The sequence below is a fragment of the Kitasatospora phosalacinea genome (assembly GCF_000716545.1).
In the GTDB taxonomy this organism is placed as follows: domain Bacteria; phylum Actinomycetota; class Actinomycetes; order Streptomycetales; family Streptomycetaceae; genus Kitasatospora; species Kitasatospora phosalacinea.
Map to the genome: position 1 here is coordinate 38,007 of NZ_JNWZ01000006.1, position 25,694 is coordinate 63,700.

Annotated in this window: 26 protein-coding genes; 16 read left to right on the forward strand and 10 right to left on the reverse strand. The window is 74.6% G+C overall.

Annotated elements, in window-relative coordinates; all coding sequences use genetic code 11:
- Positions 1-60: 60 nt before the first annotated feature.
- A complete protein-coding gene (locus OO48_RS04485) occupies positions 61-1,668 on the reverse strand; it encodes a protein phosphatase 2C domain-containing protein (RefSeq protein WP_033212967.1) in 1,608 nt (535 codons plus the stop codon).
- A 300-nt stretch (positions 1,669-1,968) separates the two neighbouring features.
- Between OO48_RS04485 and OO48_RS04490 the strand changes: the two genes are divergently transcribed.
- From OO48_RS04490 to OO48_RS04500, 3 genes are all read left to right on the forward strand, one after another.
- A complete protein-coding gene (locus OO48_RS04490) occupies positions 1,969-2,532 on the forward strand; it encodes a hypothetical protein (protein WP_033212969.1) in 564 nt (187 codons plus the stop codon).
- A gap of 112 nt (positions 2,533-2,644) precedes the next feature.
- The gene (locus OO48_RS04495; protein WP_033212970.1) at positions 2,645-3,376 is read left to right on the forward strand and encodes a thioredoxin-like domain-containing protein; all 732 of its coding nucleotides are present in this window, start codon (positions 2,645-2,647) and stop codon (positions 3,374-3,376) included.
- Positions 3,373-4,098 carry a DUF305 domain-containing protein gene (locus OO48_RS04500; protein WP_033212971.1) on the forward strand — a complete coding sequence of 242 codons (726 nt, stop codon included), beginning with the start codon at positions 3,373-3,375 and terminating at the stop codon, positions 4,096-4,098. Before OO48_RS04495 ends, OO48_RS04500 begins: the two co-directional genes overlap by 4 nt.
- Before the next feature lie 138 nt (positions 4,099-4,236).
- On the opposite strand, the gene OO48_RS04505 is transcribed toward OO48_RS04500, so the two are convergent.
- Positions 4,237-5,661, reverse strand: a complete 1,425-nt coding sequence (locus OO48_RS04505; RefSeq protein WP_051731729.1) for an MFS transporter — start codon at positions 5,659-5,661, stop codon at positions 4,237-4,239.
- 228 nt (positions 5,662-5,889) lie between these two features.
- Here OO48_RS04505 and OO48_RS04510 point away from each other — a divergent pair, with 228 nt between their 5' ends.
- Positions 5,890-6,396 (forward strand): MarR family winged helix-turn-helix transcriptional regulator, encoded by a 507-nt coding sequence (locus OO48_RS04510; RefSeq protein WP_033212972.1) that lies wholly within the window; start codon positions 5,890-5,892, stop codon positions 6,394-6,396.
- Positions 6,397-6,463: 67 nt separating this feature from the next.
- On the opposite strand, the gene OO48_RS04515 is transcribed toward OO48_RS04510, so the two are convergent.
- The 4 genes from OO48_RS04515 to OO48_RS04530 form a co-directional block, all read right to left on the reverse strand.
- Entirely contained in the window at positions 6,464-6,988 is a 525-nt protein-coding gene (locus OO48_RS04515) for a methylated-DNA--[protein]-cysteine S-methyltransferase (RefSeq protein WP_033212973.1), read from the reverse strand.
- Positions 6,985-8,568 carry a DNA-3-methyladenine glycosylase 2 family protein gene (locus OO48_RS04520; protein WP_051731744.1) on the reverse strand — a complete coding sequence of 528 codons (1,584 nt, stop codon included), beginning with the start codon at positions 8,566-8,568 and terminating at the stop codon, positions 6,985-6,987. Before OO48_RS04520 ends, OO48_RS04515 begins: the two co-directional genes overlap by 4 nt.
- Before the next feature lie 321 nt (positions 8,569-8,889).
- A complete protein-coding gene (rsgA, locus tag OO48_RS04525; RefSeq protein ID WP_033213110.1) occupies positions 8,890-10,002 on the reverse strand; it encodes a ribosome small subunit-dependent GTPase A in 1,113 nt (370 codons plus the stop codon).
- 329 nt (positions 10,003-10,331) lie between these two features.
- A complete protein-coding gene (locus OO48_RS04530; protein WP_051731730.1) occupies positions 10,332-11,555 on the reverse strand; it encodes a YihY/virulence factor BrkB family protein in 1,224 nt (407 codons plus the stop codon).
- Positions 11,556-11,727: 172 nt separating this feature from the next.
- On the opposite strand from OO48_RS04530, the gene OO48_RS40935 reads away from it, so the two are divergent.
- From OO48_RS40935 to OO48_RS04580, 11 genes are all read left to right on the forward strand, one after another.
- Entirely contained in the window at positions 11,728-11,811 is an 84-nt protein-coding gene (locus OO48_RS40935) for a putative leader peptide (RefSeq protein WP_318264789.1), read from the forward strand.
- Positions 11,812-11,990: 179 nt separating this feature from the next.
- Entirely contained in the window at positions 11,991-13,712 is a 1,722-nt protein-coding gene (locus OO48_RS04535) for a nitrite/sulfite reductase (RefSeq protein WP_051731731.1), read from the forward strand.
- On the forward strand, positions 13,709-13,885 hold the full coding sequence (locus tag OO48_RS38795) for a hypothetical protein (RefSeq protein ID WP_167346421.1): 177 nt from the start codon (positions 13,709-13,711) through the stop codon (positions 13,883-13,885). Before OO48_RS04535 ends, OO48_RS38795 begins: the two co-directional genes overlap by 4 nt.
- Entirely contained in the window at positions 13,869-14,567 is a 699-nt protein-coding gene (locus tag OO48_RS04540) for a phosphoadenylyl-sulfate reductase (RefSeq protein WP_033212974.1), read from the forward strand. Before OO48_RS38795 ends, OO48_RS04540 begins: the two co-directional genes overlap by 17 nt.
- Before the next feature lie 53 nt (positions 14,568-14,620).
- The gene (cysC, locus tag OO48_RS04545; protein ID WP_033212976.1) at positions 14,621-15,187 is read left to right on the forward strand and encodes an adenylyl-sulfate kinase; all 567 of its coding nucleotides are present in this window, start codon (positions 14,621-14,623) and stop codon (positions 15,185-15,187) included.
- Positions 15,184-16,122, forward strand: a complete 939-nt coding sequence (gene cysD, locus OO48_RS04550; RefSeq protein ID WP_033212977.1) for a sulfate adenylyltransferase subunit CysD — start codon at positions 15,184-15,186, stop codon at positions 16,120-16,122. Before cysC ends, cysD begins: the two co-directional genes overlap by 4 nt.
- A 3-nt stretch (positions 16,123-16,125) precedes the next feature.
- The gene (locus OO48_RS04555) at positions 16,126-17,469 is read left to right on the forward strand and encodes a sulfate adenylyltransferase subunit 1 (protein ID WP_033212978.1); all 1,344 of its coding nucleotides are present in this window, start codon (positions 16,126-16,128) and stop codon (positions 17,467-17,469) included.
- A gap of 250 nt (positions 17,470-17,719) precedes the next feature.
- Positions 17,720-18,862 (forward strand): aliphatic sulfonate ABC transporter substrate-binding protein, encoded by a 1,143-nt coding sequence (locus OO48_RS04565; RefSeq protein WP_051731732.1) that lies wholly within the window; start codon positions 17,720-17,722, stop codon positions 18,860-18,862.
- Between the two features lie 127 nt (positions 18,863-18,989).
- Positions 18,990-19,793, forward strand: coding sequence for an ABC transporter ATP-binding protein (locus OO48_RS04570; protein ID WP_033212981.1), 804 nt, complete (start codon positions 18,990-18,992; stop codon positions 19,791-19,793).
- Positions 19,780-20,682, forward strand: coding sequence for an ABC transporter permease (locus tag OO48_RS04575; RefSeq protein WP_033212982.1), 903 nt, complete (start codon positions 19,780-19,782; stop codon positions 20,680-20,682). Before OO48_RS04570 ends, OO48_RS04575 begins: the two co-directional genes overlap by 14 nt.
- A gap of 4 nt (positions 20,683-20,686) precedes the next feature.
- A complete protein-coding gene (locus OO48_RS04580; RefSeq protein ID WP_081951912.1) occupies positions 20,687-21,532 on the forward strand; it encodes a sirohydrochlorin chelatase in 846 nt (281 codons plus the stop codon).
- 7 nt (positions 21,533-21,539) lie between these two features.
- On the opposite strand, the gene OO48_RS04585 is transcribed toward OO48_RS04580, so the two are convergent.
- From OO48_RS04585 to OO48_RS04600, 4 genes are all read right to left on the reverse strand, one after another.
- The gene (locus OO48_RS04585; protein WP_033212983.1) at positions 21,540-22,199 is read right to left on the reverse strand and encodes a response regulator; all 660 of its coding nucleotides are present in this window, start codon (positions 22,197-22,199) and stop codon (positions 21,540-21,542) included.
- Positions 22,196-23,449 carry a sensor histidine kinase gene (locus tag OO48_RS04590; protein ID WP_033212984.1) on the reverse strand — a complete coding sequence of 418 codons (1,254 nt, stop codon included), beginning with the start codon at positions 23,447-23,449 and terminating at the stop codon, positions 22,196-22,198. The genes OO48_RS04585 and OO48_RS04590 overlap by 4 nt, the downstream gene beginning before the upstream one ends.
- Positions 23,446-24,279, reverse strand: a complete 834-nt coding sequence (locus OO48_RS04595) for a CPBP family intramembrane glutamic endopeptidase (protein ID WP_033212985.1) — start codon at positions 24,277-24,279, stop codon at positions 23,446-23,448. Before OO48_RS04595 ends, OO48_RS04590 begins: the two co-directional genes overlap by 4 nt.
- Positions 24,280-24,570: 291 nt before the next feature.
- Entirely contained in the window at positions 24,571-25,080 is a 510-nt protein-coding gene (locus OO48_RS04600; protein ID WP_033212987.1) for a hypothetical protein, read from the reverse strand.
- 119 nt (positions 25,081-25,199) lie between these two features.
- On the opposite strand from OO48_RS04600, the gene OO48_RS04605 reads away from it, so the two are divergent.
- Positions 25,200-25,652 (forward strand): MarR family winged helix-turn-helix transcriptional regulator, encoded by a 453-nt coding sequence (locus OO48_RS04605; protein WP_033212988.1) that lies wholly within the window; start codon positions 25,200-25,202, stop codon positions 25,650-25,652.
- Positions 25,653-25,694: the final 42 nt, after the last annotated feature.

A 25,694-nucleotide genomic window follows, 5' to 3' on the forward strand; every position in this document is an offset into this window, starting at 1 on the left:
CGCCGCTGGCGCGTGCCCTCGGCCCCGGGGCCCGTCCCCCGCCCCGGAGCACCTCCCCGCTCACTCCGTCCAGACCGCCGCCGCCGTGCGGTCGTCCGCGTAGCCCTTGGCGCGGACCTGGATCTGGCGGAGGAAGTCGACGGTGCCGGGCGGGTGCGGGTGGGCCCAGTGGCTGGAGAGGAAGTGGGCGACCGCGGGTTCCTCGGCGATCGGGGCGGCCAGGCCCGGGGTGCAGAGCAGCAGGATGTCGCCGGAGGTGGCCGGGACGAGGCGGAAGCGGAACGGCCGGGGCGCGGGCATCGAGGCCGGGGGGAGCGGGGGCTGCCCGTCGGGGTGGTGGAGGAGACGGGCCGCGTAGGCGTCGATCCAGTGGCCCGAGCGCAGCAGGTAGAGCCCGCCGGGGCCGGTGCCGAACGCGGCGCGGTGGGTCGCGGCCGGGTCCGCGGACATCAGCAGGCAGTGCAGCGAGGCCGTCTCCTCGGGCGGCAGGCCGGACGGCGCGTCACCGTCCTGCGCGGCCTCCTCCGCGGCGCTGCGCAACTGCGCGGCGGCCCGCAGGGCGATCCGCTGGAGGCCGTAGCGCAGCCGGTCCCGGGCCCCGGCCCGCAGGTCGGCGGCGAGCTCGGCCCGGCTGCGGCCGATCGCGGCGGCCAACTGCCGGGCCGCCTCGGCGGCCGCGGCCGACCCCCACTGGGCGTTGGCCCGGCGGGCGGGCGCGGCCAGCACGGCCAGGACGAGCGCCTCCTCGCCCTCGCCGAACCGGACGGTGAGCAGCGCGTCGGTGCGCGGCTCGCCCCGGTAGCGGGCCGAGTCGCCACGGACGGACACCGCCCGCAGCGTCGTCCCCGCGAACCGGGCGCCGTCGATGGCGGTGTCGGGCACCACGGCGGCCAGCCCGGCCGGGTCGGCGGCGGCCAGCGCGGTCGGCTCGGGCTCGTACGTCGGCGGCCGCTCCCCCACGTGCGGCACGGCGGGTGCCTGCGGGCGCCCCAGCCAGGGCGCGGCCCGCTCGGGCTGCGGGCGGTCCGCCACCGTCTGCCCGGGCGCGGGCGCCGACGCCTCCAGAGGCGCGGGCTCGGGCGCGGGCGCAGGCTCGGGCGCGGGCGCAGGCTCGGGCGCGGGCGCAGGCTCGGACGCGGACGCGGACGCGGGCTTCGGGGCCTGTACGGGCTCCGGCTCGGCCGCCGGGAAGTCCGTCAGCGTCGGAGTCGGCCCCGCGACCGGTACCGCCGGTGGCACCGGTGGCACCGACGGCATCGGTGGCACCCGTGCCCCTGCGTCCTCGGCCGTTCCGGCCGGCTCCCCGGCCTGCTGCCCGACCTGCTCCTCAGGCGCCTCCTCGGCCGGCTCTTTCGAAAGATCGGGCCAGGCGGCCTCCGCCCAGCTGCGCGGCGAGGGCTCGATCGGCGGTTCCTCCTCGGCCGGCGCGGGCTCCGCCTCCTGCGCCCACACCACGGTCCGGGCCCCTCCCGCCACGGGCCCGGCGTCCTGCGGGGGATGGCGCTGCGGGGCGATGAGTCCGGCGGCGGTGGTGAACCAGTCGTCGACGGTTCCGGTGTCGGTCTTCGCGGCGGGGGTGTCGGGCAGGGTGTCGGCGGGGCCCGCGTAGACGGTGTGCCACCAGGTGTCGTCGGGACGGGGCTGCCCGGGTGCGCCCTGCTCGTTCAACTGACCGCTCCTGATCCGTGAGGGGGCCGGACGTCACGCCATTCTTCCGAAGGACGACGACGGTGTCCGGGATTCGGAACATCGCACGGACGCCCGGGAAGGGTTCCGGCCACCGGGGGTGTGCGAGGGGACGGGAGCGGTTCGGACGGGTCCGAACCGCTCGCTCGGGGACGGGGATGAAGGGCGTTCGGCCGGAAAATGAGAGCCCAAGGGGGGCACCGCTTCACCCGATCGGCTGATTAATATGTGCGCATGGCCGCGCCAGGATCTCGTACCCGCCCCGGAGGACCCGCATTCGCGGTGATCCGTCCGGTGGCGGTGCTGTGGTCCCTGCTGCTGGCCGCGCTGCTCGCGCTGCTGCCGTGCGCGGCGAGCGCCCGGACCCTGAACCCCCCGGCCCCCGCCCCCGGCCACGAGTCGCACGGCGCGTCCGCGCGTCCGGGTCCGGGCCAGGCCCCCGCCGGAACGACCCCGGGAAGGGCCACCGAGCCGGTCACCGAATCGGTCACCGAACCGACCGCCGGTACGGCCGCCGGTACGGCCGCCCGCCCGGCCGTCGCGGTGCGGACGGTCGCGGGGACGCCGGCGCCGTCGCACCGCCTGCCGGTGGCCGCGGACGTCCCCGGTGCGGAACTCATCCTGTGCGCCGCCGAGGGCCCGGGCCCGGTGCCCGGCCACGGCTGCTCCAGTCATCCCTTCTGCGGCCCCGAGTCGCACCTGCCGAACGCGCCCCCGCAGCCCGGCACGGCCGACCGACCGCAGTTGGTCGCCCCGCCGGTGACGCCCGCCGCCTCGGCCCGCGCCGTCCCGACGGGGTCGCACCACGCGCCCGACCTGCACGTCCTGCAGGTTCACCGGTCCTGAGCGGAACCCACCGCCGACCTGCGCCCCGCCGAGCGGGGAGGTCGTCGGCTCCGCTGCCCCCACCACACCGCAGACCGCCGTGCTCGTCACGGCGGGGACAAGGAAGACATCCATGGGTTCCGCCTCGAAGCAGTCCGACCCCACCGGCAAGCAGCCCAAGCCGGGCAGCAAGTCCGCCCAGCAGGCCGACCGCCGGGCCCGGATCGCCGAGCTGCGCGCCGTCGAGCAGCGCCGCGAGCGCCGCAACAAGATCCTCACCATCGGCATCTCGTCCGCCCTGGTGCTCGCCATGATCGGCGGCGGCACCTGGCTGGCGCTGGACGCCAAGCACAAGAACGACGAGAAGAAGGCGGCCGCGCAGGCCTCGGCCGACGCCGCGCAGAAGGTCAAGGACGACGCCGCGAAGGCCGACATCCCGGGCCTGCAGACCTTCGGCAAGCTCACCCAGAACCACGTCCAGACCGAGGTGAAGTACCCGCAGACCCCGCCGGTCGGCGGCGACCACAACCCGGTCTGGCAGACCTGCATGGGCAACGTCTACGACAAGCCGATCAAGAACGAGAACGCGGTGCACTCGCTGGAGCACGGCGCGGTCTGGGTCACCTACAACGGCAAGGCCACCCCCGAGGACATCAAGGCCCTCAGCGACAAGGTCAAGGCCACCCCGTACAGCCTGATGAGCCCGTACCCGGACGAGCAGGGCACCATCACGCTGACCGCGTGGAGCAACCAGCTGGTGGTGGACTCCGCCAGCGACCCGCGGGTGGAGACCTTCTTCGCCAAGTTCGTGCAGGGCCCGCAGACCCTCGAACAGGGTGCCAGCTGCAGCTCGGGGCAGATGTGACCGCGGCCCCCGCCGCCGGCGAGCCGGACGAGGAGTACGAGGAGCCCGGGGCGGACGAGCCGGGGCAGCCGGCCGCCCGGCGCGGGCGGCGGGCGTTCTGGTGGCCCGCCGCGCTGGCGGCCGTGGTGGCGCTCGGGCTCGGCGTTCCGGCGCTGGTCTCGGGCGGCACGCCCGCGTCCGGCAGTTCGGCGGCCACCGCCTCGGCGGCCCCGGCCACCGGTTCGGCGGACGCCGGGTTCGCCCGCGACATGGCGATGCACCACCAGCAGGCCATCGACATGTCGTTCATCGTCCGGGACCGCACCCAGGACGAGGCGGTGCGCGGCCTCGCGTTCGACATCATCAACACCCAGGCCAACCAGCGCGGCATGCTGATGGGCTTCCTCGACCAGTGGGGCCTGTCGCAGAACACCACCGCCAAGCCGATGGCCTGGATGGGGCACACCTACGAGGCGCACGACGGCTCTCTGATGCCCGGCATGGCGACCAACACCGAGCTGGACAAGCTCCGTTCGCTCAGCGGCCGGGACGCCGAGGTGTACTACCTGCAGCTGATGATCAAGCACCACCAGGCGGGCGCGGAGATGGCCCAGGCGTACGTGGACGCGGGGACGAACGCCCCGGAGAAGCGGCTCGCCCAGGGCATGGTCGACGCGCAGCACGCCGAGATCCAGCTGATGACCGACATGCTCGGCGAGCGCGGCGCCCAGCCCGCTCCCTGACGCACCGTCGCACCGTCCGCACCGCCACGCCACGACGCCCCGAGGGCGCCCCCGACCACCGGAGGGCGCCCTCGGGCGTTCGCGCGCTCCCCCGTTTCTCCGTTTCCCCGCTCCCCGCTCCCCGCTCCCCCGCGCCGCTCAGCCCTCGCAGAGCCGGGCGGCCAGCACGGCGACCGCCGCGAGCAGCAGCGGGACGGCCCGGCCGCCCGCGGCCGCCCCGGCTTGGTGGACGGCCAGCACCGGCAGGGCGGTGCCGAGCGCGGTGCCCAGGCTGCGCACCATGTTGACCAGTCCGCCGCCGACGGCCGAACTCTGCGCGGGGATCGCCCGCATCACCAGGGCGTTGTTGGCGGGCAGCAGCAGTCCGAGGCCGTAGCCGGTGAGCAGCAGCGGCGCGGCGGTCGTCCAGGGGCCGGGGTCGGGGAGGGCGGCGAGGACGAGGAGTCCGGCGGCGGCGGTGAGCGCGCCGCAGCGGCAGCGGGCGGCGTCGCTCCAGCGGCGGGGCAGCAGGGCGCCGCCGGCGGTGGCGGCGAGGGCGAACGCGGCGGGCAGCGCGGTGATCGCGGCACCTGCGGCGGTGGCGGCGGTGCCGCGTCCGGCGAGGACGACGGGTTCCAGTACGAGCGGGCAGAACAGCAGCAGGTAACCGGTCAGCGCGACCAGCAGACCGGCCCGGATGCCGGGGGTGTTGACCAGTCCGGGCGGGATGATCGGGCGGTCGGCGCGGCGTTCCCGCCGGGTCAGGGCGAGCGTGCCGGCGGCGGCCGCGGCGAGCAGCGCGGCGACCGCCCAGCCGGGCAGCGGCAGGCCGGAGGCGGCGGACAGCGCGAGCAGCAGCGCGGTGGAGGACGCGGCCAGCAGCAGCAGTCCGGCCAGGTCGAAGCGGCCCTCGCGGTCGGCGCGGGCCGGGCAGCGGCCGTCGGGGAAGGTGCGCGGCAGCAGGAACCAGCCGGCCAGCATGCCCAGCACGCCGATCGGCACGTTGATCCAGAACGCCCAGCGCCAGGAGGCGTGCGCGACCAGCAGCCCGCCGAGGGTCGGACCGAGCGCCAGGCCGAGCGCCTGGGCGGCGGCCTGCACGCCGAGCGCGGTGCGCATCGCCCGCTCGGGCACGCCGCGGGCGACCAGGGCGACGCTGTTGGCCTGCATCATCGCGCCGCCGACGGCCTGCACGGCCCGGCAGGCGATCAGCACGCCCAGGTTCCCGGCCAGTCCGGCGCCGAGCGAGGCGGCCGCGAACACCGCGAACCCGCCCAGGTACACGGTCTTGCGGCCGACCAGGTCGGACAGCCGTCCGACCGGGGCGAGCAGGGCGACCAGCACCAGCAGGTACGCCAGCGAGACCCATTCGACGGCGGCGAAGGAGGCGTCGAAGTGGGCTTCCAGGGCGGGGAAGACCAGCGAGGTGACGCTGGCGGTGAGCTGGCCGAGGAACGCGCCCAGGCAGACGGTGCCGACGGCCAGCCAGTGCGCGTGCGGCCAGCGGGCGACGGCACGGGGGCGGGGGCGTTCGGCGAGTTGCAGGGTGTCGAGCAGCCGGGAGGCGGCCACGGGTTCAGCCATGCGCCGAACATATCTGCTTGCGACATAATCGTTCAAGGAGTGTTTCCAGTCCCGAGCAATCGATCGGCCGCCCCGCCCCGGCAGCCCGCACCCTCGCAGCCCGCGCCCCAGCGGCCCGCACCCCGCCGCCCGCACCCCGTTGCCTCGGGCCGGACGGCGCGCCGCCGCGGCCGACCGGCGGACGGACGCCCGGCAGCCCGCCGGTTGCCGGGCGCTACGCTGTCCGGCATGTCTTCGCAGCCCCAGCCCGCCCCGAACCCGCCCGGCGCCGAGGCGGCGGCTGCCGACGCGCTCGCCGGGGCGCAGCAGCTCACCGACGTGATCACCCGGCTGCGCCGGGCGCTGCGGAGCTCGATCCGCTCCGAATTCCCCTGGGAGGCCCTGCCGATGGCCCAGGTCGAACTGCTCCAGACGCTCGCCGCCTCCCCGCTGCGGGTCGGCGAACTGGCCGCCCGTCAGCGGCTGGCCCCCAACACCGTCAGCGGCCTGATCTCCAAGCTGCTGGACGCCGGCCTGGTCGACCGCCAGCCCGACCCGGGCGACCGCCGCACCGCCCGGATCGCCCTCACCGAAGCCGGCCACCAGCAACTGCGCGACTGGCGCAGCGCCCACGAGCGCCGCCTCGCCGCCGCCCTGGCCGGCCTCTCCCCCGCCGACCGGGAGGCGGTCATGCGCGCCCTGCCCGGCCTCGACCTGCTCGCCCACTCCCTGGCGGGCACCGACCCGGCCCGCTGAGAGCGGCGCGACGTCGGGCCCCGGCGCGTCGGAGCCCGACGCACCGGGGCCCTTGACGTCACGGATCTCAGAACAGCCGGCCGCCGCTCTCGTGCGCCAGCAGCCAGCGCTTGGCGTCGATGCCGGCGGCGAAGCCGGTGAGGCTGCCGTTGGCGCCCATCACCCGGTGGCAGGGGCGGACGATCAGCAGCGGGTTGGCGCCGACCGCGCCGCCGACGGCGCGCACCGCGTTCGGCGGCTGGCCCGCGGCGTCGGCGAGTTGGCCGTAGGTGAGGGTGGTGCCGTACGGGATGTCGTCGAGGGCGCCCCAGACCTGCTGCCGGAAGGGCGTGCCGACGGGGGCGAGCGGCAGGTCGAAGGTGGTGCGCTCGCCCGCGAAGTACGCGGTGAGCTGTTCGACGGCGGGGGCGAGGGCGTCGGCGTCGGGGCGCCAGTGGGCGGCGGGTTCGGCGAGCGCGCCCTTCTGGCCGGGGGCGGTGACGGCGCTCAGCGCGAAGGCGCCGGCGAAGTCGACGGCGCCGCTGAGCAGCAGGGTGCCGAGCGGGCTGTCCATGGTGGTGAACACGGTGGTGGCCGGTGCGGTGGCGGTCATGGCTGGTCCTTGGGTGCGGTGCGGGTCTTGGTGGCACCGTGGTGGGCGGCGGCGGCCGACCACAGGTGGTGCAGGGCGTAGGAGCGCCAGGGCGCCCAGCGGGCGGAGCGTTCGGCGGCGGCGCGCGGGTCGCCCGCCTCGCCGAGGGCGCGCAGGCCGTCGCGGACGCCGATGTCGGTGGGGAGGAACACGTCCGGGTCGGCCAGGGCGCGCATCCGCAGGTAGCCGACCGTCCACGGGCCGATGCCGGGGAGGACGAGCAGTGCGGCGGCGGCCTGTTCGCGGTCCACGCCGGGGTCGAGCCGGACGGTGCCGTCGGCGAGCGCCGCGCACAGGCCGAGCAGGGCGCGGCGGCGGGCCTGCGGCATGGCCAGGTGTTCGGGGTCGGCGGCGGCCAGCGCGGCGGCGGTGGGGAACAGCAGGCGCAGTCCGCCGTCGGCGGCGGGCAGCGCGGCGCCGTAGCGTTCGGCGAGCCGGCCGGCCAGGGTGCGGGCGGCGGCCACGGTGACCTGCTGGCCGAGCACGGCGCGGACGGCGAGTTCGTGCGGGTCGACGTGGCCGGGCGAGCGCAGCCCGGGCCGGGCGGCGACGAGCGGGGCCAGCAGCGGGTCCTCGGCGAGGCGGGCGTCCACCGCGTCCGGGTCGGCGTCCAGGTCGAACAGGGCGCGCAGCCGGTGCACGGCGGTGGTCAGGTCGCGCAGGTCGGTGAGGGTCAGCCGGCAGTCCAGCCAGCCCCGGTCCGGGCGGTCGCCGGGAGCGAGCCCGTCGACCTCGGCCAGGCCGTGCCCGTACGGGAGGGCCAGCGTGCGCCGGTAGGTGCGGGTGCCGGGGCGCCGGCCGGGGACGACCTCCTCGACGCCGGGGACGGCCCGCAGGGCGAGGAAGTCGAGCAGGTGGCCGGTGTCGACGGCGCCCCGGTAGGCCAGCCGCAGGCCGAGCGTGCCGCCGGCGGCGGGGTCGCGGCGGTGGCCGCCGTGCTCGGTGCGCAGCGCGGACGGGGTGCGGTCGTACACCTCGCGGATGGTGTCGTTGAACTGCCGCACGGAGGCGAAGCCGGCCGCGAACGCCACGTCGGTGACCGGGAGTTCGGTGGTCTGCAGGAGCAGCCGGGCGGTCTGGGCGCGCTGCGCGCGGGCCAGGGCGAGCGGGCCGGCGCCGAGTTCGGCGGTCAGCTGCCGCTGGAGCTGCCGGGAGCTGTAGCCGAGGCGGGAGGCCAGCCCGGCGACGCCCTCCCGGTCGACCACGCCGTCGCCGATCAGCCGCATCGCGCGGCCGACCAGGTCGGCCCGGTGGTTCCACTCGGGCGAGCCGGGCACGGAGTCCGGCCGGCAGCGCCGGCAGGCCCGGTAGCCGGCGCCCTGGGCGGCGGCCGCGGTGGGGTAGAAGGTGCAGTTGGTGCGCTTGGGGGTGGTGGCCGGGCAGCTCGGACGGCAGTAGATGCCGGTGGTCCGCACCGCCGTGAAGAACACCCCGTCGAAGCGGGCGTCCCGGCTGTCCACGGCCCGGTATCTGGTCTCGTCGTCGATCACGCCTTCCAGTCTGCGTGATCCCCGGGACACCGACTGGCGGGAATCGGACATCGCCGTGACGGGCGGCCGCGCGCGCCGGACCGGCCCCTCCCCCGTCGCGACGGATCCCACCGAATCGGATCCCGGGATTCCTCTGGTGGCGGCATTCCGCCGTGGATGGCGTGCGAACACGATTCACCGCGTCGACGAACTGGAGTGCGCATGAACAAGAACTCCGTACGCCCGGACACGTCCGCCGAGTGCGGCACCTGGTTCCCCTTCGGGTGGTTCCCCTTCTGACCGCCGCTCCCCCTGTACCGGAACGGCCCGTGTCCGACCGCCCCCCGCGGGGCCGGGCACGGGCCGTCGGTGCGCCCGGGAGGCCGCGGGGCGTCAGGGCTTGGGGTACGAGCGGGCCGCCTTGGTGAGGTTCTTGCGGTGGCGGGCGCGTTCGGCGCGCAGGCGGGCGTCGGTGCGGGCAGCGATCCAGTCGTTCTCGCGCTGGAGCTTGAGGTAGCTCTCCCAGCGGCGCTCGGGCAGGGTGCCGTCGGCGAGGGCGGCGCGCACGGCGCAGCGCGGTTCGGTGCGGTGGGAGCAGTCGGCGTACCGGCAGTCGGCGGCGACGGCGCTGATGTCGGCGAAGGCCTGGTCGATGCCCTCGCCGCCGAACAGGCCGACGCCGCGCAGGCCGGGGGTGTCGATGACGGCGCCGCCGCCGGGCAGCGGGACGAGCTCGCGGACGGTGGTGGTGTGGCGGCCCTTCTCGTCGGTGGAGCGGACCTGTTGGACCGTCATGGCGGCCGTCCCGGTGAGCGCGTTGGCGAGGGTGGACTTGCCGGCGCCGGACTGGCCGATCAGGGCGCAGGAGCCGGTGGCCCGGGCGCGCAGCTCGTCCATCCCCTCACCGGTCTCGGCGCTGACCTTCAGGACGGTGACACCGGGTGCGATCGACTCCACGTCCGCCCGGACGAAGTCGCCGTCGTGGACCAGGTCGGACTTGGTCAGGACGATCAGCGGTTCGGCCCCGGACTCCCAGGCGAGGGCGAGCAGGCGCTCGATCCGGCCGGGATCGGGTTCCGCGGCGAGCGAGACGGCGATCAGTACGGTGTCGACGTTGGCGGCCAGGACCTGGCCCTCGGAGCGCTTGTGGGCGCCCTTGCGGATGATCGCGGTGGTGCGGGGCAGCACCGCCGCGAGGGCGGGTGCGGGCCGGGCGGCGGGGTCGTAGGCGACCCAGTCCCCGGTGCACGGGTTGTGCGCGGTGTCGGCGGTCATGACCGGGCGGGTGGCGGCGCGCCGGACGGCGGCCCGCCCGGTCTCCGGGTCGACGAGCAGCACCTCGCAACTGCCGCGGTCCATCCGGACGATCCGCCCGGGGATCAGACCGGCCTCGGCGTGGTGGGTGAACTCGGCGGCCCGCCCGTCCGTCCAGCCGAGCCCGGCGAGGGGATGGGCGGGAGCGGGGGCGGACGTGCCGGGGGCGGACGTGCTGGTGGGGTCGTGCACGGTGATCAACGGGGACCCTTCGAGGGAACGGGCGGCCCCGGCCGGACGGCGTCAGCGCGTGGGCGACACCGGAAGTCGGCGGACCGGGAGCCAGGGGGTGGTGGACTCGGTGGACTGCTGAACAGCACAGGGGGAAACACCTGCGTGAACGGAACTCACGGCCCTCACCTCCTTCCTCTCCGGACGCGCCTCGCGCACCCCGCCCGGGGTGCCCTCGATCGGCGGACGCCACGCTAGTGGCCGCCCGCCGCCCGCGCCACCGAATTTCCGGCCACTCCTCGGGGCCCGCCCACCAGGGCGGTCACCCACCACCGGTCACCGCCCCTGGCTCACCGGCCCGGGCGGCGGCGCCGCTCGGCGCCGATCCGGCTGGTGATCCGGCGCCGGACGTCGCGGGGCGGCAGGAAGCCGGCCCAGCGCTCGGGGTACTCGCTGGGGGCGGGCCGGTCGTCGTCCTCGTCGAAGAGGTCCTCGTCGTGGCCGTCCGCGAGGCCGAACTGGCGGGCGCGTTCGGCGCGTTCGACGGCGCGGCGGGCGGCCGCCTCGCGGCCGCGCTGGACGGCGGCGTCCTCGGCGATGCGCTCGTTCTCGGCGCGCGCGTCGGCGGTCTCGACGGTGGGCCAGCGGCGGTCTATGGCGGCGTTCATGGCGGCGCCGATGAGCACCGCCAGCGCCACCACGAAGATCCACAGCAGCACGGCGACGGGCGCGGCGAGCGAGCCGTACACGGAGTGGCCCTCGACCGAGCTGACCAGGTAGAGCCGCAGGGCGACGCTGCAGACCACCAGGACCAGCAGGGCGACCAGCGCGCCGGGGATGTCCTCGCGCCAGGGCGTGGAGACCGGGACGGCCACGTGGTAGAGGGTGGTGAGGGAGACGACCAGCAGGATGATCGCGGCCGGCCAGTACAGGGCGGTGATCACCCCGGCCCAGCTCTGGAAGGTGCCGATCAGCAGTCCCGGCCCGGCGACCAGCAGCGGCAGCACCAGGGAGCCGATGACCAGGGCGCCGAGGTAGAGGCCGAGCGACATCAGCCGGGTCTTGACCAGGCCGCGCTTGCCGTCGAGGCCGTACATGACGGTGATGGTGTCGATGAAGATGTACAGCGCCCGGGATCCGGACCAGAGCGAGAGCAGGAAGCCGATCGAGATCAGGTCGGGCCTGGCGCTGTCGAAGACGTCCTGCAGCAGGGGATGGACGATCTCGTCGATGGAGCTCTGTGAGAGCACCGTCCCAGCTGCTGAGACGATGTCGTTCTTGAGCTTGTCGATCGTCCCGGCGCCGAGGATGTCGTCGAGGTAGCCGAGGGTGCCGGCCAGGCAGAGCAGCAGCGGCGGGATGGACAGCAGCGTGAAGAAGGCCGCCTCGGCGGCGAGTCCGGTGACCCGGTACTCGACGCAGGTGTTGGTGGTGTCCTTCACCAGCGCCCAGGCGGTGCCGTACCAGGTGGTTCGCTTGGCGGCGCGGCGCCGTCCGCCGCGGCGGCGGGAGGCCCGGTCGCCGGCCGGCCCGGGTCCTTGGGCCGGATGGGGGGTACTGCCTGCTCCTTGCACGCCCCTACGGTATCGGCCCGGGTCGGACGACCCGCGCGCCACCGCCCCGCACCGGCGTCCGGTCGGGCCCCGAACAGCGCCGCACCGGGCTTCGTCCCAACATTCGGAACGTTCTGGTCCAGGATGCGGACGTTAGTGGACCGCGAGTCGCTCGCCGTGCGAATCTCTTGCCATGTCTAGCGCCGGAACCACCCTAGTTGGCCGACTCCACGTCGACCTCCTTCGCGTGTCCAGCGCCATCTGTCCGGTGACCTGAGCCCTCCGTACGCCGCACCGCACGGCGCCATCCCCGCCGTCGCGGATGTGCGCAAGACCTCGCCCGGCCCAGCGTCACCCCCTCCCTCCGCCTGCGCGGGACACCGCAGGTGGGAGCGGGGCGCGTCCGGGGACCGCCAGCACCCTCGCACCTGCCAAGCCGCTCAAAGGACTGACACCATGGCCCGCACTCCCGAAACGGTCGAGCCTCAGGACGGCGCCGCCCCGGCGGCCCGCCCCGCCGCCCGCAAGGTGACCCGCCACCGCGGCGAGGGTCAGTGGGGCATGGGGCACTTCACCCCCCTCAACGGCAACGAGCAGTTCAAGAAGGACGACGACGGTCTCAACGTGCGGACACGCATTGAGACGATCTACGCGCACCGGGGCTTCGACTCGATCGACCCGAACGACCTGCGCGGCCGGATGCGCTGGTGGGGCCTGTACACCCAGCGCAAGCAGGGCATCGAGGGCGGCAAGACCGCCGTCCTGGAGCCGCACGAGCTCGAGGACGAGTTCTTCATGATGCGGGTGCGCGTCGACGGCGGCCAGTTGACGGTGGCCCAGCTGAAGGCGGTCGGCGAGGTCTCCGAGCAGTACGCCCGCGGCACCGCCGACCTGACGGACCGGCAGAACGTCCAGTACCACTGGGTGCGGATCGAGGACGTCCCGGCGATCTGGCAGAAGCTGGAGGCCGTCGGCCTGTCCACCACCGAGGCGTGCGGCGACTGCCCGCGCGTGGTGATCGGCTCCCCCGTCGCGGGCATCGCCGAGGACGAGATCATCGACGGCAGCTGGGCGATCGACGAGATCCACCGCCGCTACATCGGCAACAAGGAATTCTCCAACCTGCCGCGCAAGTTCAAGACCGCGATCTCCGGCTCCCCGCTGCTGGACGTGGTGCACGAGATCAACGACGTCGCCTTCGTCGGCGTGGTCCACCCCGAGCACGGCCCGGGCTTCGACCTGTGGGTCGGCGGCGGCCTGTCCACCAACCCGAAGCTGGGCGTCCGGCTCGGCGCCTGGGTCCCGCTGGAGGACGTCCCGGACGTCTGGGCGGGCGTGGTCGGCATCTTCCGCGACTACGGCTACCGCCGCCTGCGCAACCGCGCCCGGTTGAAGTTCCTGGTCGCCGACTGGGGCCCGGAGAAGTTCCGCCAGGTCCTCCAGGACGAGTACCTGAAGCGCGAACTCGCCGACGGCCCCGGCCCGCAGGAGCCCAGCGACCGCTGGCGCGACCACGTCGGCGTGCACCGGCAGAAGGACGGCAACTACTACGTCGGCTTCGCGCCGCGGGTCGGCCGCGCCAGCGGCAAGCTGCTCTCGCAGATCGCCGACCTGGCCGCCGAGCACGGCTCGGACCGCCTCGCCACCACCGTCGAGCAGAAGATGATCGTGCTCGACGTCGCCGAGGACAAGGTGGAGTCCCTGGTGGCCGGCCTGGAGGCGCTGGACCTGCGGGTCGCGCCCACCCCGTTCCGCCGCGGCACGATGGCCTGCACCGGCATCGAGTACTGCAAGCTGGCGATCGTCGACACCAAGGAGCGCGGCCGCACCCTGATCGACGAACTGGAGCGCCGCCTCCCGGAGTTCGACGAGCCGCTGAGCATCAACATCAACGGCTGCCCGAACGCCTGCGCCCGCATCCAGACCGCCGACATCGGCCTCAAGGGCCAGCTGGTCACCGACGCGAACGGCGAGCAGGTCGAGGGCTTCCAGGTGCACCTGGGCGGCGCCCTGGGCCTGGACGCCGGCTTCGGCCGCAAGATCCGCGGCCTGAAGGTCACCAGCGCCGAACTGCCCGACTACGTCGAGCGCCTGCTGACGCGCTACCAGGCCGACCGCCAGGACGGCGAGCGGTTCGCCCAGTGGACGGTCCGGGCCACCGAGGAGCAGCTGTCGTGAGCGAGCGCGCCGCGCCCTTCTACTGCCCGTACTGCGGGGACGAGGACCTGCGCCCGTCCGAGGGCGGCCACGGCGCGTGGGAATGCCGGGCGTGCCGCCGGGGCTTCCAGTTGAAGTTCCTCGGACTGCTGTCGACGAACCACGGGGGTAACGGACATGACGACCGCGACTGACTACGAGGCGATAGCCGTCCGGGCCGGCCGCGAGCTGGAGGAGGCCACCGCGCAGGAAGTCCTGCGCTGGGCCGCCGACACCTTCGGCAAGCGCTTCTGCGTGACGTCCTCGATGGAGGACGCGGTGGTCGCCCACCTGGCCTCCACCGCCCTGCCCGGCGTGGACGTGGTCTTCCTGGACACCGGTTACCACTTCCCGGAGACCATCGGCACCCGGGACGCGGTCGCCGCGACCATGCCGGTCAACGTGATCACGCTGACCCCGAAGCTCACCGTGGCCGAGCAGGACGCCCGGTACGGGCCCGACCTGCACGACCGCGACCCGGACCTGTGCTGCTCGCTGCGCAAGGTCGAGCCGCTGAACCGGGGCCTGGGCGCGTACGACGCCTGGGCGACCGGCCTGCGCCGCGACGAGTCGCCGTCCCGCGCCGACACCCCCGTGGTGGCCTGGGACGCCAAGCGCCGCAAGGTGAAGATCGCCCCGATCGCCCGCTGGACGCAGGACGACGTCGACGCGTACGTCCAGGCCAACGGGGTGCTGCTGAACCCGCTGCTGTGGGAGGGCTACACCTCGATCGGCTGCTCGCCGCTGTCCTGCACCGCCAAGCCCGGCGAGGGCCAGGAGGGCCGGGCCGGCCGCTGGGCGGGCTCCGGCAAGACCGAGTGCGGCATCCACCTCTGAGCCGCGCCGCCGCACCACCGAACCACCGTCACCGACCGTCAGGAGAGACCACCGTGACCACCGCCGAGACCGAGGCCGCCGGCCGCGAGCGCGGCGCCACCGTGTGGCTGACCGGCCTGCCCAGCGCGGGCAAGACCACCCTCGCGTTCGCGCTGGCCGAGCGGCTGCGCGCCGAGGGCCACCGGGTCGAGGTGCTGGACGGTGACGAGATCCGCGAATTCCTCTCCAAGGGCCTGGGCTTCTCCCGCGAGGACCGGCACACCAACGTCACCCGGATCGGCTTCGTCGCCGAGAAGCTGGCCGCCAACGGCGTCAAGGTGCTCGCCCCGGTGATCGCCCCGTTCGCCGACTCCCGCGCCGCGGTGCGCGAGCGGCACGCCGCCAACGGCACCGAGTTCCTGGAGATCCACGTGGCCACCCCGGTCGAGCTCTGCTCCGAGCGGGACGTCAAGGGCCTGTACGCCAAGCAGGCGGCCGGCGAGATCTCCGGGCTGACCGGGGTCGACGACCCGTACGAGGCCCCCGAGGAGCCGGAGCTGCGCCTCCAGACGCAGGGCCGCTCGGTGGCCGAGTCCGCCGGGGAACTGCACGCCTTCCTGACCGAGAGGGGCTTGGCATGACCGTCACCACCCAGCGCCTGTTCCGGGCCGAGGACACGCCCTTCGCGCTGTCCCACCTGGACGCCCTCGAAGCGGAGTCGGTGCACATCTTCCGCGAGGTCGCGGGCGAGTTCGAGCGGCCGGTGATCCTGTTCTCCGGCGGCAAGGACTCCATCGTGATGCTGCACCTGGCGCTGAAGGCGTTCGCGCCCGCGCCGGTGCCGTTCGCCCTGCTGCATGTGGACACCGGGCACAACTTCCCCGAGGTGCTGGCGTACCGGGACCGCGCGGTGGCCAAGCACAACCTGCGGCTGCACGTCGCCGCGGTGCAGGACTACATCGACCGCGGCGTGCTGCGCGAGCGTCCGGACGGGCTGCGCAACCCGCTGCAGACCGTCCCGCTGCTGGACGGCATCGAGTCCAACAAGTTCGACGCGGTGTTCGGCGGCGGCCGCCGCGACGAGGAGAAGGCCCGGGCCAAGGAGCGCGTCTTCTCGCTGCGCGACGAGTTCGGCGCCTGGGACCCGCGCCGCCAGCGCCCCGAGCTGTGGTCGCTGTACAACGGCCGGCACGCGGTCGGCGAGCACGTCCGGGTCTTCCCGCTGTCCAACTGGACCGAGCTGGACGTGTGGCAGTACATCGAGCGCGAGGGCATCGAGCTCCCGGAGATCTACTACGCCCACCACCGCGAGGTGTTCAAGCGCGACGGCATGTGGCTGACCGCCGGCGAGTGGGGCGGCCCGAAGGAGAACGAGCCGGTCGAGACCCGCCTGGTGCGCTACCGCACGGTGGGCGACATGTCCTGCACCGGCGCGGTCGACTCCGACGCCGACACCATCGAGGCCGTGATCACCGAGATCGCCGCCTCCCGCCTCACCGAGCGAGGGGCGACGCGCGCCGACGACAAGATGTCCGAGGCCGCCATGGAAGACCGCAAGCGCGAGGGGTACTTCTAAACCATGAGCACCACCCAGGCCGGCATGACCCAGACTGGCACCGCCACCTCGCTGTTGCGCTTCGCCACCGCCGGCAGCGTCGACGACGGCAAGTCCACCCTGGTGGGCCGGCTGCTGCACGACTCCAAGTCGGTGCTGGCCGACCAGCTGGAGGCCGTCGAGCACGCCTCCCGCCGGCGCGGCCAGGAGGCCCCCGACCTGGCGCTGCTGACCGACGGCCTGCGCGCCGAGCGCGAGCAGGGCATCACCATCGACGTGGCGTACCGCTACTTCGCCACCGCCCGGCGCCGGTTCATCCTCGCCGACACCCCCGGCCACGTGCAGTACACCCGCAACATGGTCACCGGCGCGTCCACCGCCGAGCTGGCCGTGGTGCTGGTCGACGCCCGCAACGGCGTGGTCGAGCAGACCCGCCGGCACGCCGCGGTCGCCGCCCTGCTGCGCGTCCCGCACGTGGTGCTGGCGGTCAACAAGATGGACCTGGTCGGCTACGCGGAGCCGGTGTTCGCGGCCATCGCCGAGGAGTTCACCGCGTACGCGGCCTCGCTCGGGGTCAAGGACGTCGTGGCGGTGCCGATCTCGGCGCTGGCCGGCGACAACGTGGTCGAGCCCTCGGCGGCGATGGACTGGTACGGCGGCCCGACCCTGCTGGAGCACCTGGAGACGGTGCCGGTGGGCACCGACCCGAGCGCCGAGCCGGCCCGCTTCCCGGTCCAGTACGTGATCCGGCCGCAGAGCGAGGAGTTCCACGACTACCGCGGCTACGCGGGCCAGCTGGCCTCCGGCGTGCTGCGGGTCGGCGACGCGGTGACGGTGCTGCCCTCGGGCCACACCACCACCGTCGCGGCGATCGACGCGCTCGGCGAGTCCACCGAGCTCGCCTGGGCCCCGCAGTCGGTGACGGTCCGCCTCGCGGACGACATCGACATCTCCCGCGGCGACCTGATCGCGGCCGGCCCGCTGCCCGTCCCCACCAAGGACGTCCGGGCCACGGTCTGCCACCTGAACGAGCGTCCGCTGCACGTCGGGGCGAAGGTGCTGCTCAAGCACACCACCCGCACGGTGCGCGCCCTCGTCAAGGAGATCAGCTACCGCATCGACATCGACTCGCTCGAACAGCGCTCCGGCGCCGAGGGGTTGAGCGTCAACGACATCGGCCACGTGGTGCTGCGCACCGCCGAGCCGCTGGCCCTCGACGACTACACCGACAACCGCCGCACGGGCTCGTTCATCCTGATCGACCCGTCCGACGGGACCACGCTCACCGCCGGCATGGCGGGCGAGGCGTTCGACACCGTCAGCACCAACGGCGCACCCGATGCTCCGGAAGAGGAGGACTGGGTCTGATGCCCAGCGAGGCGTTCTCGGGCATGGACAAGGAAGGCGGCCGCATCGGCAGCGGCGTCCTCGGCAGCGGCCAGGGCGGCCTGACGCGATGTGGGGGCTGGCAGGGGCGTTGAGCCCCTGTCACCGGGCCCGCAGCCGCCGCACCTTCCCACAGCAGGCGCGGCGGAGGCGGTCCCGGACCCGGCAGCACGTCGAGCACACCGGTCACCCGCTGACCCTTCCCTCTCCTTCTTCGAACGGGACACCTCTCATGGCACCGAGCACCGAGTCCACCCATACCTCCGCACGCCCCCGCGCGGGCCGGATCAGACGCGCCGCCGTGGCGTCCGTCGCCGTGCTGACCACCGCCGGCCTGCTGTCGGCCTGCTCGTACGGCTCCAAGAGCGACGACCAGGCTTCCGCCAAGCCGTCCGCGAGCGGCGCGAAGCTCTCCGCGGACACCGTGAAGATCGGCTACTTCGCCAACCTCACCCACGGCACCGCGCTGGTCGGCCTCAAGCAGGGCATCCTCCAGCAGGAGCTGGGCGGCACCCAGATCAAGACCCAGGTCTTCAACGCCGGCCCGGCCGAGATCGAGGCGCTGAACGCCGGCTCGATCGACATCGGCTGGATCGGCCCCTCCCCGTCGATCAACGGCTTCACCAAGTCCGAGGGCAAGTCGCTGAAGATCATCAGCGGTTCGGCCTCCGGCGGCGTCAAGCTGGTGGTCAACCCGGACAAGATCAAGTCCCTGGACGACATCAAGGGCAAGAAGATCGCCACCCCGCAGCTCGGCAACACCCAGGACGTCGCCCTGCTGAACTACCTGGCGGAGAAGGGCTACAAGGTCGACGCCCAGACCGGCGACGGCGACGTGAAGGTGCTGCGCACCGACAACAAGGTCACCCCGGACGCCTACAAGTCCGGCTCCATCGACGGCGCGTGGGTGCCCGAGCCGACCGCCTCCAAGCTGGTCACCCTCGGCGCGAAGGTCCTGCTCAACGAGAAGGACGTCTGGCCGGACAAGAAGTTCGTCATCACCAACCTGATCGTCTCGCAGAAGTTCCTCAAGGAGCACCCGGACGTGGTGGAGGCCGTGCTGCGCGGCTCGGTGAAGACCAACGCCTGGATCAAGGCCAACCCCGACCAGGCCAAGACCGTCGCCAACGAGCAGATCAAGGCGGACGCCGGCAACTCCCTGGACGCCGCGATCCTCGACCCGGCCTGGCAGGACATCGACTTCATCGACGACCCGCTGGCGAACACCCTGCAGGCCGAGGCCGACCACGCCGTCACCGCCGGGCTGCTCAAGAAGCCCAACCTGGCCGGGATCTACGACCTGACCCTGCTCAACAAGGTGCTGAAGGCCAGCAACCAGCCCGCCGTCGACGACGCCGGTCTGGGCACCAAGTAAGTCCTCCAGGCCCCGAGGTCCGCGCCCCGCGCCCGCCCACCCGATGCCCACTCAGCGGGCGGGCGCGGGGCCGGACCCCGGACACCGATCCCCGCCCTGCCCGGAACCACACCCGCAGGAGGTGCCCGTGACCACGGCACTGACCACCTCGCCCGACGCCCCCGGCGCGGGCCGTCCGGACGGCGACACCGCCGTCCGGATCTCGCACGTGCACAAGACCTTCGGCCGCCCCGGCACCGCCGCACCGGTGCTGGAGGACATCAACCTCACCGTCGCACCCGGCGAGTTCGTCACCCTGCTCGGCGCCTCCGGCTGCGGCAAGTCCACCCTGCTCAACCTGGTGGCCGGCCTGGACAAGCCGACCTCCGGCACCATCGAGGTGCCCGGCGGCCGCCCCGCCCTGATGTTCCAGGACCACGCGCTGTTCCCCTGGCTCACCGCCGGCAGGAACATCGAACTCGCGCTGCGCCTGGCCGGCGTCCCCAAGGAGGAGCGCCGCCCCGAGGCCGAGCGGCTGCTCGAACTCGTCCGCCTCCAGGGCTCCTACAAGAAGCGCGTCCACGAGCTGTCCGGCGGCATGCGCCAGCGCGTCGCGCTGGCCCGCTCGCTCGCCCAGGGCTCCCAGGTCCTGCTGATGGACGAGCCGTTCGCCGCGCTCGACGCCATCACCCGCGACGTCCTGCACGACGAGATCACCCGGATCTGGGCGGAGAAGCAGCTCGCCGTCCTGTTCGTCACCCACAACGTCCGCGAGGCCGTCCGCCTCGCGCAGCGCGTCGTGCTGCTCTCCTCCCGCCCCGGCCGGGTCGCGAAGGAGTGGCGCATCGACCTGCCCCAGCCGCGCCGGATCGAGTCGGCCGGGGTCGCGGACCTGTCCATCGAGATCACCGAAGAACTGCGTGGGGAGATCCGCCGCCATGTCCAGCACTGACACCGCCGCCCCCCTCGCCAAGGACGGGCCCTCCGACTCCGCGAGCGTCGAGGCCGGCCTCGACGCCCTGGAGACCGTCCAGGCGCAGCGCACCCCGGTCTCCGTGGTGCTGCGCCAGAAGGTCCTGCCGCCGGTCCTCGGCGTGGTGCTGGTCCTGGCCGTCTGGCAGATCGCCTACAGCCTGGAGCTCACCACCCCCGACAAGCTCCCCAGCCCCGCCGACGTCTGGGACTCGTTCACCGAACTCTGGTACGCCGGAACGCTGCTCTCGATCATCTGGACCAGCGTGTGGCGCGGCCTGTCCGGCTTCGCGCTCTCCGTCGCCATCGGCACCCCGATCGGCCTGGTCGTCTCCCGGATCAAGCCGGTGCGGGCCGCGCTCGGCCCGGTGCTCTCCGGTCTGCAGTCGCTGCCCTCGGTGGCCTGGGTGCCGGCCGCGATCATCTGGCTGGGCATCACCAACTCCGCGATGTACGCGGTGATCCTGCTCGGCGCCGTCCCGTCCATCGCCAACGGCCTGATCAGCGGCATCGACCAGGTCCCGCCGATCTACCTGCGGGCCGGCCAGACCCTCGGCGCGACCGGCCTGCGCGGCGCCCGCCACATCCTGCTGCCCGCCGCCCTGCCCGGCTACCTCTCCGGCCTCAAGCAGGGCTGGGCGTTCTCCTGGCGCTCACTGATGGCCGCCGAACTCATCGCCTCCTCCCCCGACCTGGGCCTGGGCCTGGGCCGGTACCTGGAGAACCAGCGCGAGTTCACCAACATGCCCGGCGTCTTCCTCGGCATCCTGCTGATCCTGTTCGTCGGCGTCGCCATCGACCTGCTGTTCTTCTCCCCGCTGGAGCGCCGCGTCCTGCGCAGCCGCGGCCTGCTCGTCAACTCCCGCTGACCGCATGACCCCCCGCACCACCGCACCCGGCACCACCCCCGCGCCCCGCCAGGGGCGCGGGGGCCCCCGCACCGCCCCCGCGCCCCGCCGGGAGTGCGGCGGCCCGCCGCTGCTGCTGCTCGCGCACGGCTCCCGCGACCCGCGCCACGCCGCGACCGTCGAGGCCCTGGCCGCCGCCGTCCGCGCCCTCGCGCCCCGGCTCGCCGTCACCACCGCCTACCTGGACCACTGCGCCCCGCGGATCGCCCAGGTCGCCCCGCGGCTGACCGACGCGATCGCCGTGCCCCTCCTCCTGAACCGCGCCTTCCACGCCAAGCACGACATCCCGGCCGCCCTGCGCGCCGCCGGTTCGCCGATCCCGGTCGCGGACGTCCTCGGCCCCTCACCGCTGCTGCTGGACGCCCTCGACCGCCGCCTCGCCGAGACCGGCCTGGACATCACCGATCCGGCCGTCCGCGCCCGCACCGGCGTCGTCCTGGCCGCCGCCGGCTCCTCCGACCCGGCCGCCAACGCCACCACCCGCGCCGTGGCCGCCGAGTGGCGCCGCACCCGGGGCTGGGCCGCCGTCGCCACCGCGCACGCCTCCGGGGCCGGGCCGACCGTCGCCGACGCCCTCGCCGCCCTGCGCACCGCCCCGCCCGTCCGCACCACCGCCGTCGCCCCCTACCTGCTGGCGCCCGGCCTCCTCCCCGACCGGATCGCCACCGCCGCGGCCGCCCACCGCACCGACCACGTCGCCGCCGTCCTCGGCGCGTCCCCCGAGCTCGCCCGCCTGGTCCTGGCCCGGCACGCCGAAGCCGCGGCCGTGGCCGCGGTCACCGCCAACGCCCGCGCCGCGCGCACCGCCTGACCGCCGCTCAGGCGGCCAGTCCGTGGCGGTAGGCGTAGACCACGGCCTGGACGCGGTCGCGGAGCTGGAGCTTGCTGAGGATCCGGGAGACGAAGGTCTTGACCGTCTCCTGGCTGATGACGAGGACCGCGGCGATCTCGCTGTTGGAGAGGCCGTCCGCGAGGAGGCGCAGGACCTCCAGTTCGCGCGGCGTGAGCGGGATGTCGGAGGTGGAGGCCCCGGTCGGGCGGATGCGGGCGGCGTAGTGCCCCACCAGCCGGCGCGTCACGTCGGGGTCGAGGAGGGCCGCCCCGCCGGCCACCGTCCGGATGCCGCCCAGCAGCCGGTCCGGCGGCGCGTCCTTGAGGAGGAAGCCGCTGGCGCCGACGCGCAGCGCCTCGTACACGTACTCGTCCAGGTTGAACGTGGTCACCACGAGGACCCTGACCGGGTCGGGCACCGCGACGCCGGCCAGCAGGCGGGTGGCTTCGAGGCCGTCGAGGACCGGCATCCGGATGTCCATCACGACGACGTCGGGCCGCACCCGGCGGGCGAGGTCGACGGCGGTCCGCCCGTCCCCGCACTCGCCCACCACCTCCATGTCGGGCTGGGCGCCGATGATGGTGACCAGGCCGGTGCGCACCAGCACCTGGTCGTCGCAGACCAGCACCCGGATCGGCGCGGTCACGAGGCGGCACCGACGGGGATGCGCGCGCGGACGGTGAAGCCGCCGTCCGGTCCGCGGCCGGCGCTGAAGTCGCCGTCCAGGACGTCGACGCGCTCGCGCAGGCCCGCCAGGCCCCGCCCGCCGCCGGTGGTGACGGAGGCGGTGTCCCGCGCACCGGTTCCGTCCGTGCTGACCTCCACGGTGATCCCTCCCTCGCCGTACTGTATCCGCACCGAAGTACGGCTGCCGCGAGCGTACTTGAGGGCGTTGGTCAGCGATTCCTGCACCACCCGGTAGGCGACCAGGTCGGCGCTGCCGGCCTGCTCCGGCGGGGTGCCCCGCTCGGTGAAGTCCACCGGCTGCCCGGCCCGGCGGGTCTGCTCGACCAGGGTGAGGATCCGGCCGACGACCGGTGTCCTGGGCTCCGGAACCCGCACCGCGCCGGTGCCGTCGCCGGCTCCGTGGCCGTGACCGTGGCCGGTGCTGTGACCGGTGCCGTGGCCCGTGCCGTGACCGGTGCCGTGGTCGGGGTTGAGCAGGTCCAGCAGGTGGCGCAGGTCGGCGATGGCGAGGCGGCCGGTGTCGCTGACGGCGGTCAGCGACTGCTCCAGCCGCTCGGGGGCGGCGGTCAGGTAGCGGGCGGCCTCGGCCTGCACCACCATCGCGGTCACGTGGTGGGTCACCACGTCGTGCAACTCCCGGGCGATGCGGGCGCGTTCGGCGGCGCGGGCCTCGCCCGCCACGGTCTCGCGGCGGGCGGCCTCGGCGGCCCGGTCGGAGCGCAGCCAGGCCCCGGCCCCCCAGGCCAGCGCGAGCACCAGGTAGAAGGAGGCGTAGTCCGTCGGCGTCTCGGCGCCCGAGCCGAGCCGGGCGAGCGCCACCGACAGCGGCAGGTACGCCGCGGTGAGGAGGGCCACGGTGGCGCGCCGGTGGCGCGCCAGGTGGGAGCCCGCGCTGATCAGCACGAGCGGCAGGGCGGTGCCGGCGGCCGAGTGGTAGCCGCGCAGCTGGTCGAGGGCGAAGCCGCACGCCACCAGGGCGAGGCTGACCTCCGGCCGGCGCCGGCGCAGCACGAGGGCGAGGCATTCGGGCGCGACGGCCAGGGCGGCGAGCGCGTCGAAGGGGCGGGTCGGCAGGTCTCCGAGCTCGGTGCCGTGGCCGCGCAGCCCGGGGACGAACAGCATGGCCAGGAACAGCGCTCCCAGCGGGAGGTCGCGCAGGACGACGGGGAGCGCGTGCCACGCGCGGCGGGCGTCGCGGAGCCGGGTCACCGGGCGAGCGCGGCGAGCGCGACGGTGCGCCCGGCCCGGCGCCGGGGGACGATGCGGCCGCGCCGGTGGGCCAGCCGCAGGAAGAAGGCCATCAGCACCGCGCCGAACAGCACCGCGTACACGCTGGCCTCGGGGCCGAACTCGCCGCCGGTGACCAGGGTGGCGCCCGACATCGAGGCGTCCAGCAGGCCGTGCGTGTCGCCGTTGCCGGAGACCTCGGTGCCGAAGATGCCGGACTCCGCGAAGTTCCAGGCGAAGTGCAGGCCGATCGGCAGCCACAGGGAGCGGGTGGCGGCGTACCCGGCGGCGAGCATGCCGCCGGCCTCGATCGCGATGGCGAGGGCGCCCACCAGGGTGGCGTCCTTGTTCAGCAGGTGGGCGGCGCCGAACGCCACGCCGGACAGCGCCAGCGCCAGGTACGTGCCGAGTCCGCGTTCGGCGAGCCGGAAGAGCAGGCCGCGGAACATCAGTTCCTCCGTGACGGCGGCGCCCGCCATGAAGCCGACCAGCGCGATCGCCCCGGACAGCGAGCCGAAGCCGTTGATCCGGTAGTCCCCGTGGAGGGCGATGAGGGCTATGACGCCCGCGAACATCACCGTCCCGACGACCGCGCCCCGCAGCAGCGCCGCGGACGCTCCCCGCGGGGCGAGTTCGGTGACCTGGCGGCGCTCGGTGCGGCCCACCACCCACCGGTAGACGAGCACGCAGAGCACCACCGTCAGGCCGCCCAGCAGGGGCGAGAGCCACGGGTCGTCCCGGACGGCGGTGGTGCCCTGCCCGCCGATCGCGCCGACCAGGACCACGGCCAGGACCTGCCACACCAGTTTCATGACGTCTCTTCCCTCGGTTGCGTGCGCCGCCCGCAGTCGAGCGCTGCGGCCGCACCGAACGCTACGCAGGCGGCGGCCGGAAATCGTCACCTCACCGGGGGCACCCGTAGGTAGCTCGCACGGGGGACGGCCCGGCGCGACGGGCCCGGACGCGGCGGCGGTCCCGCGCCGGGGCGGCTCCAGGTGCGGGGCGCACGCGGGGGCGAGCGAGACCGGGTCGGGACGGCCCGCAGGAGTTCGCCGGGGGCGGTCACGGAAAGGCCAGGTGACGGCGGAGGAGCCGACGCGCCGTCACCTTTCCGGGGCACCGGCCCGATCCGCCAGGCGTTCGCGCACCCACGGGTCGGCGGCGTTCTGCGCCCCCTCCCGGCACGCCGCCCGGAACCGCCGCGCCAGGTCCTCGTACGGGGCGTCCGCCCACCGCCAGGCGCCGGCCGCGCACGCCCGCCGCAGCGGGCCGCCCGCCTCCACCGCCGCGACCAGTTCCTCCTGCAGCCGCCGGCGCCCGCCCGCGACCACCAGCACCTGCGCCAGCCAGCGCGGCGAGGAGGGGTCGTCGTCGGTCAGCAGCGCCTCCAGCACCGGCCCGTAGTGGGCGCGGACCGCCGCCCGGTCCCCGGCCAGGTGCCGGTACGCGGCCTGCCGCTTGTGCCCGATCCGGTGGTACTGCTCGTACCCGGGGGCCCGGGCGGCCAGCGCCGCGACCCGTTCGTCCGGCTCGATCCGGACCTGCACGCCGAGCGCCGCCAGCAGCGCGTCCAGCGCCGCCTCCTGGGCGTCCAGCCGCTCACCCCGCTCCATCCCGTCTCCCCTCGCGCCCCGCGCCGCCCGCCGATACTTGCAGGCGCGGGAATTTGCGCACCTCGAATAAGCTTGACACCGACAGGACCCAGGACCACCGACGAAGGGAGCCCGCGGCCATGACCCGACCGGACCCAGGCCTGGCGCACGGCTGGTGCGCCCTCACCGCCCTGCACGGCCGGATCGAGGCCCACGTCGAGCGCGCGCTGCAGGCCGAGCACGAGCTCAGCGTCCGCGAGTTCTCCGTCCTGGACGTGCTCTCCGACCAGCACGACGGCGACGGCGGCCACTTCCGGATGAACCAGCTGGCCGACGCGGTGGTGCTCAGCCAGAGCGCCACCACCCGCCTGGTCACCAGGCTGGAGGACCGCGGCCTGCTGGCCCGCTACCTGTGCCCCACCGACCGGCGCGGCATCTACACCAACGTCACCCCGGCCGGCCTGGAGCTGCTGGCCCGGGCCCGGCCCACCAACGACCGGGCCCTCGCCGAGGCGCTGGACAGCGCCGAACTGCGCCCCGAGCTGGCCCCGCTGGTCACGGCCGTCCGGGCGCTCGCCGAACCGAAGGGCTGAGCCCCCGGCCCGGCACCGGGGCGGCCGTTCGCCGCCCCGGTC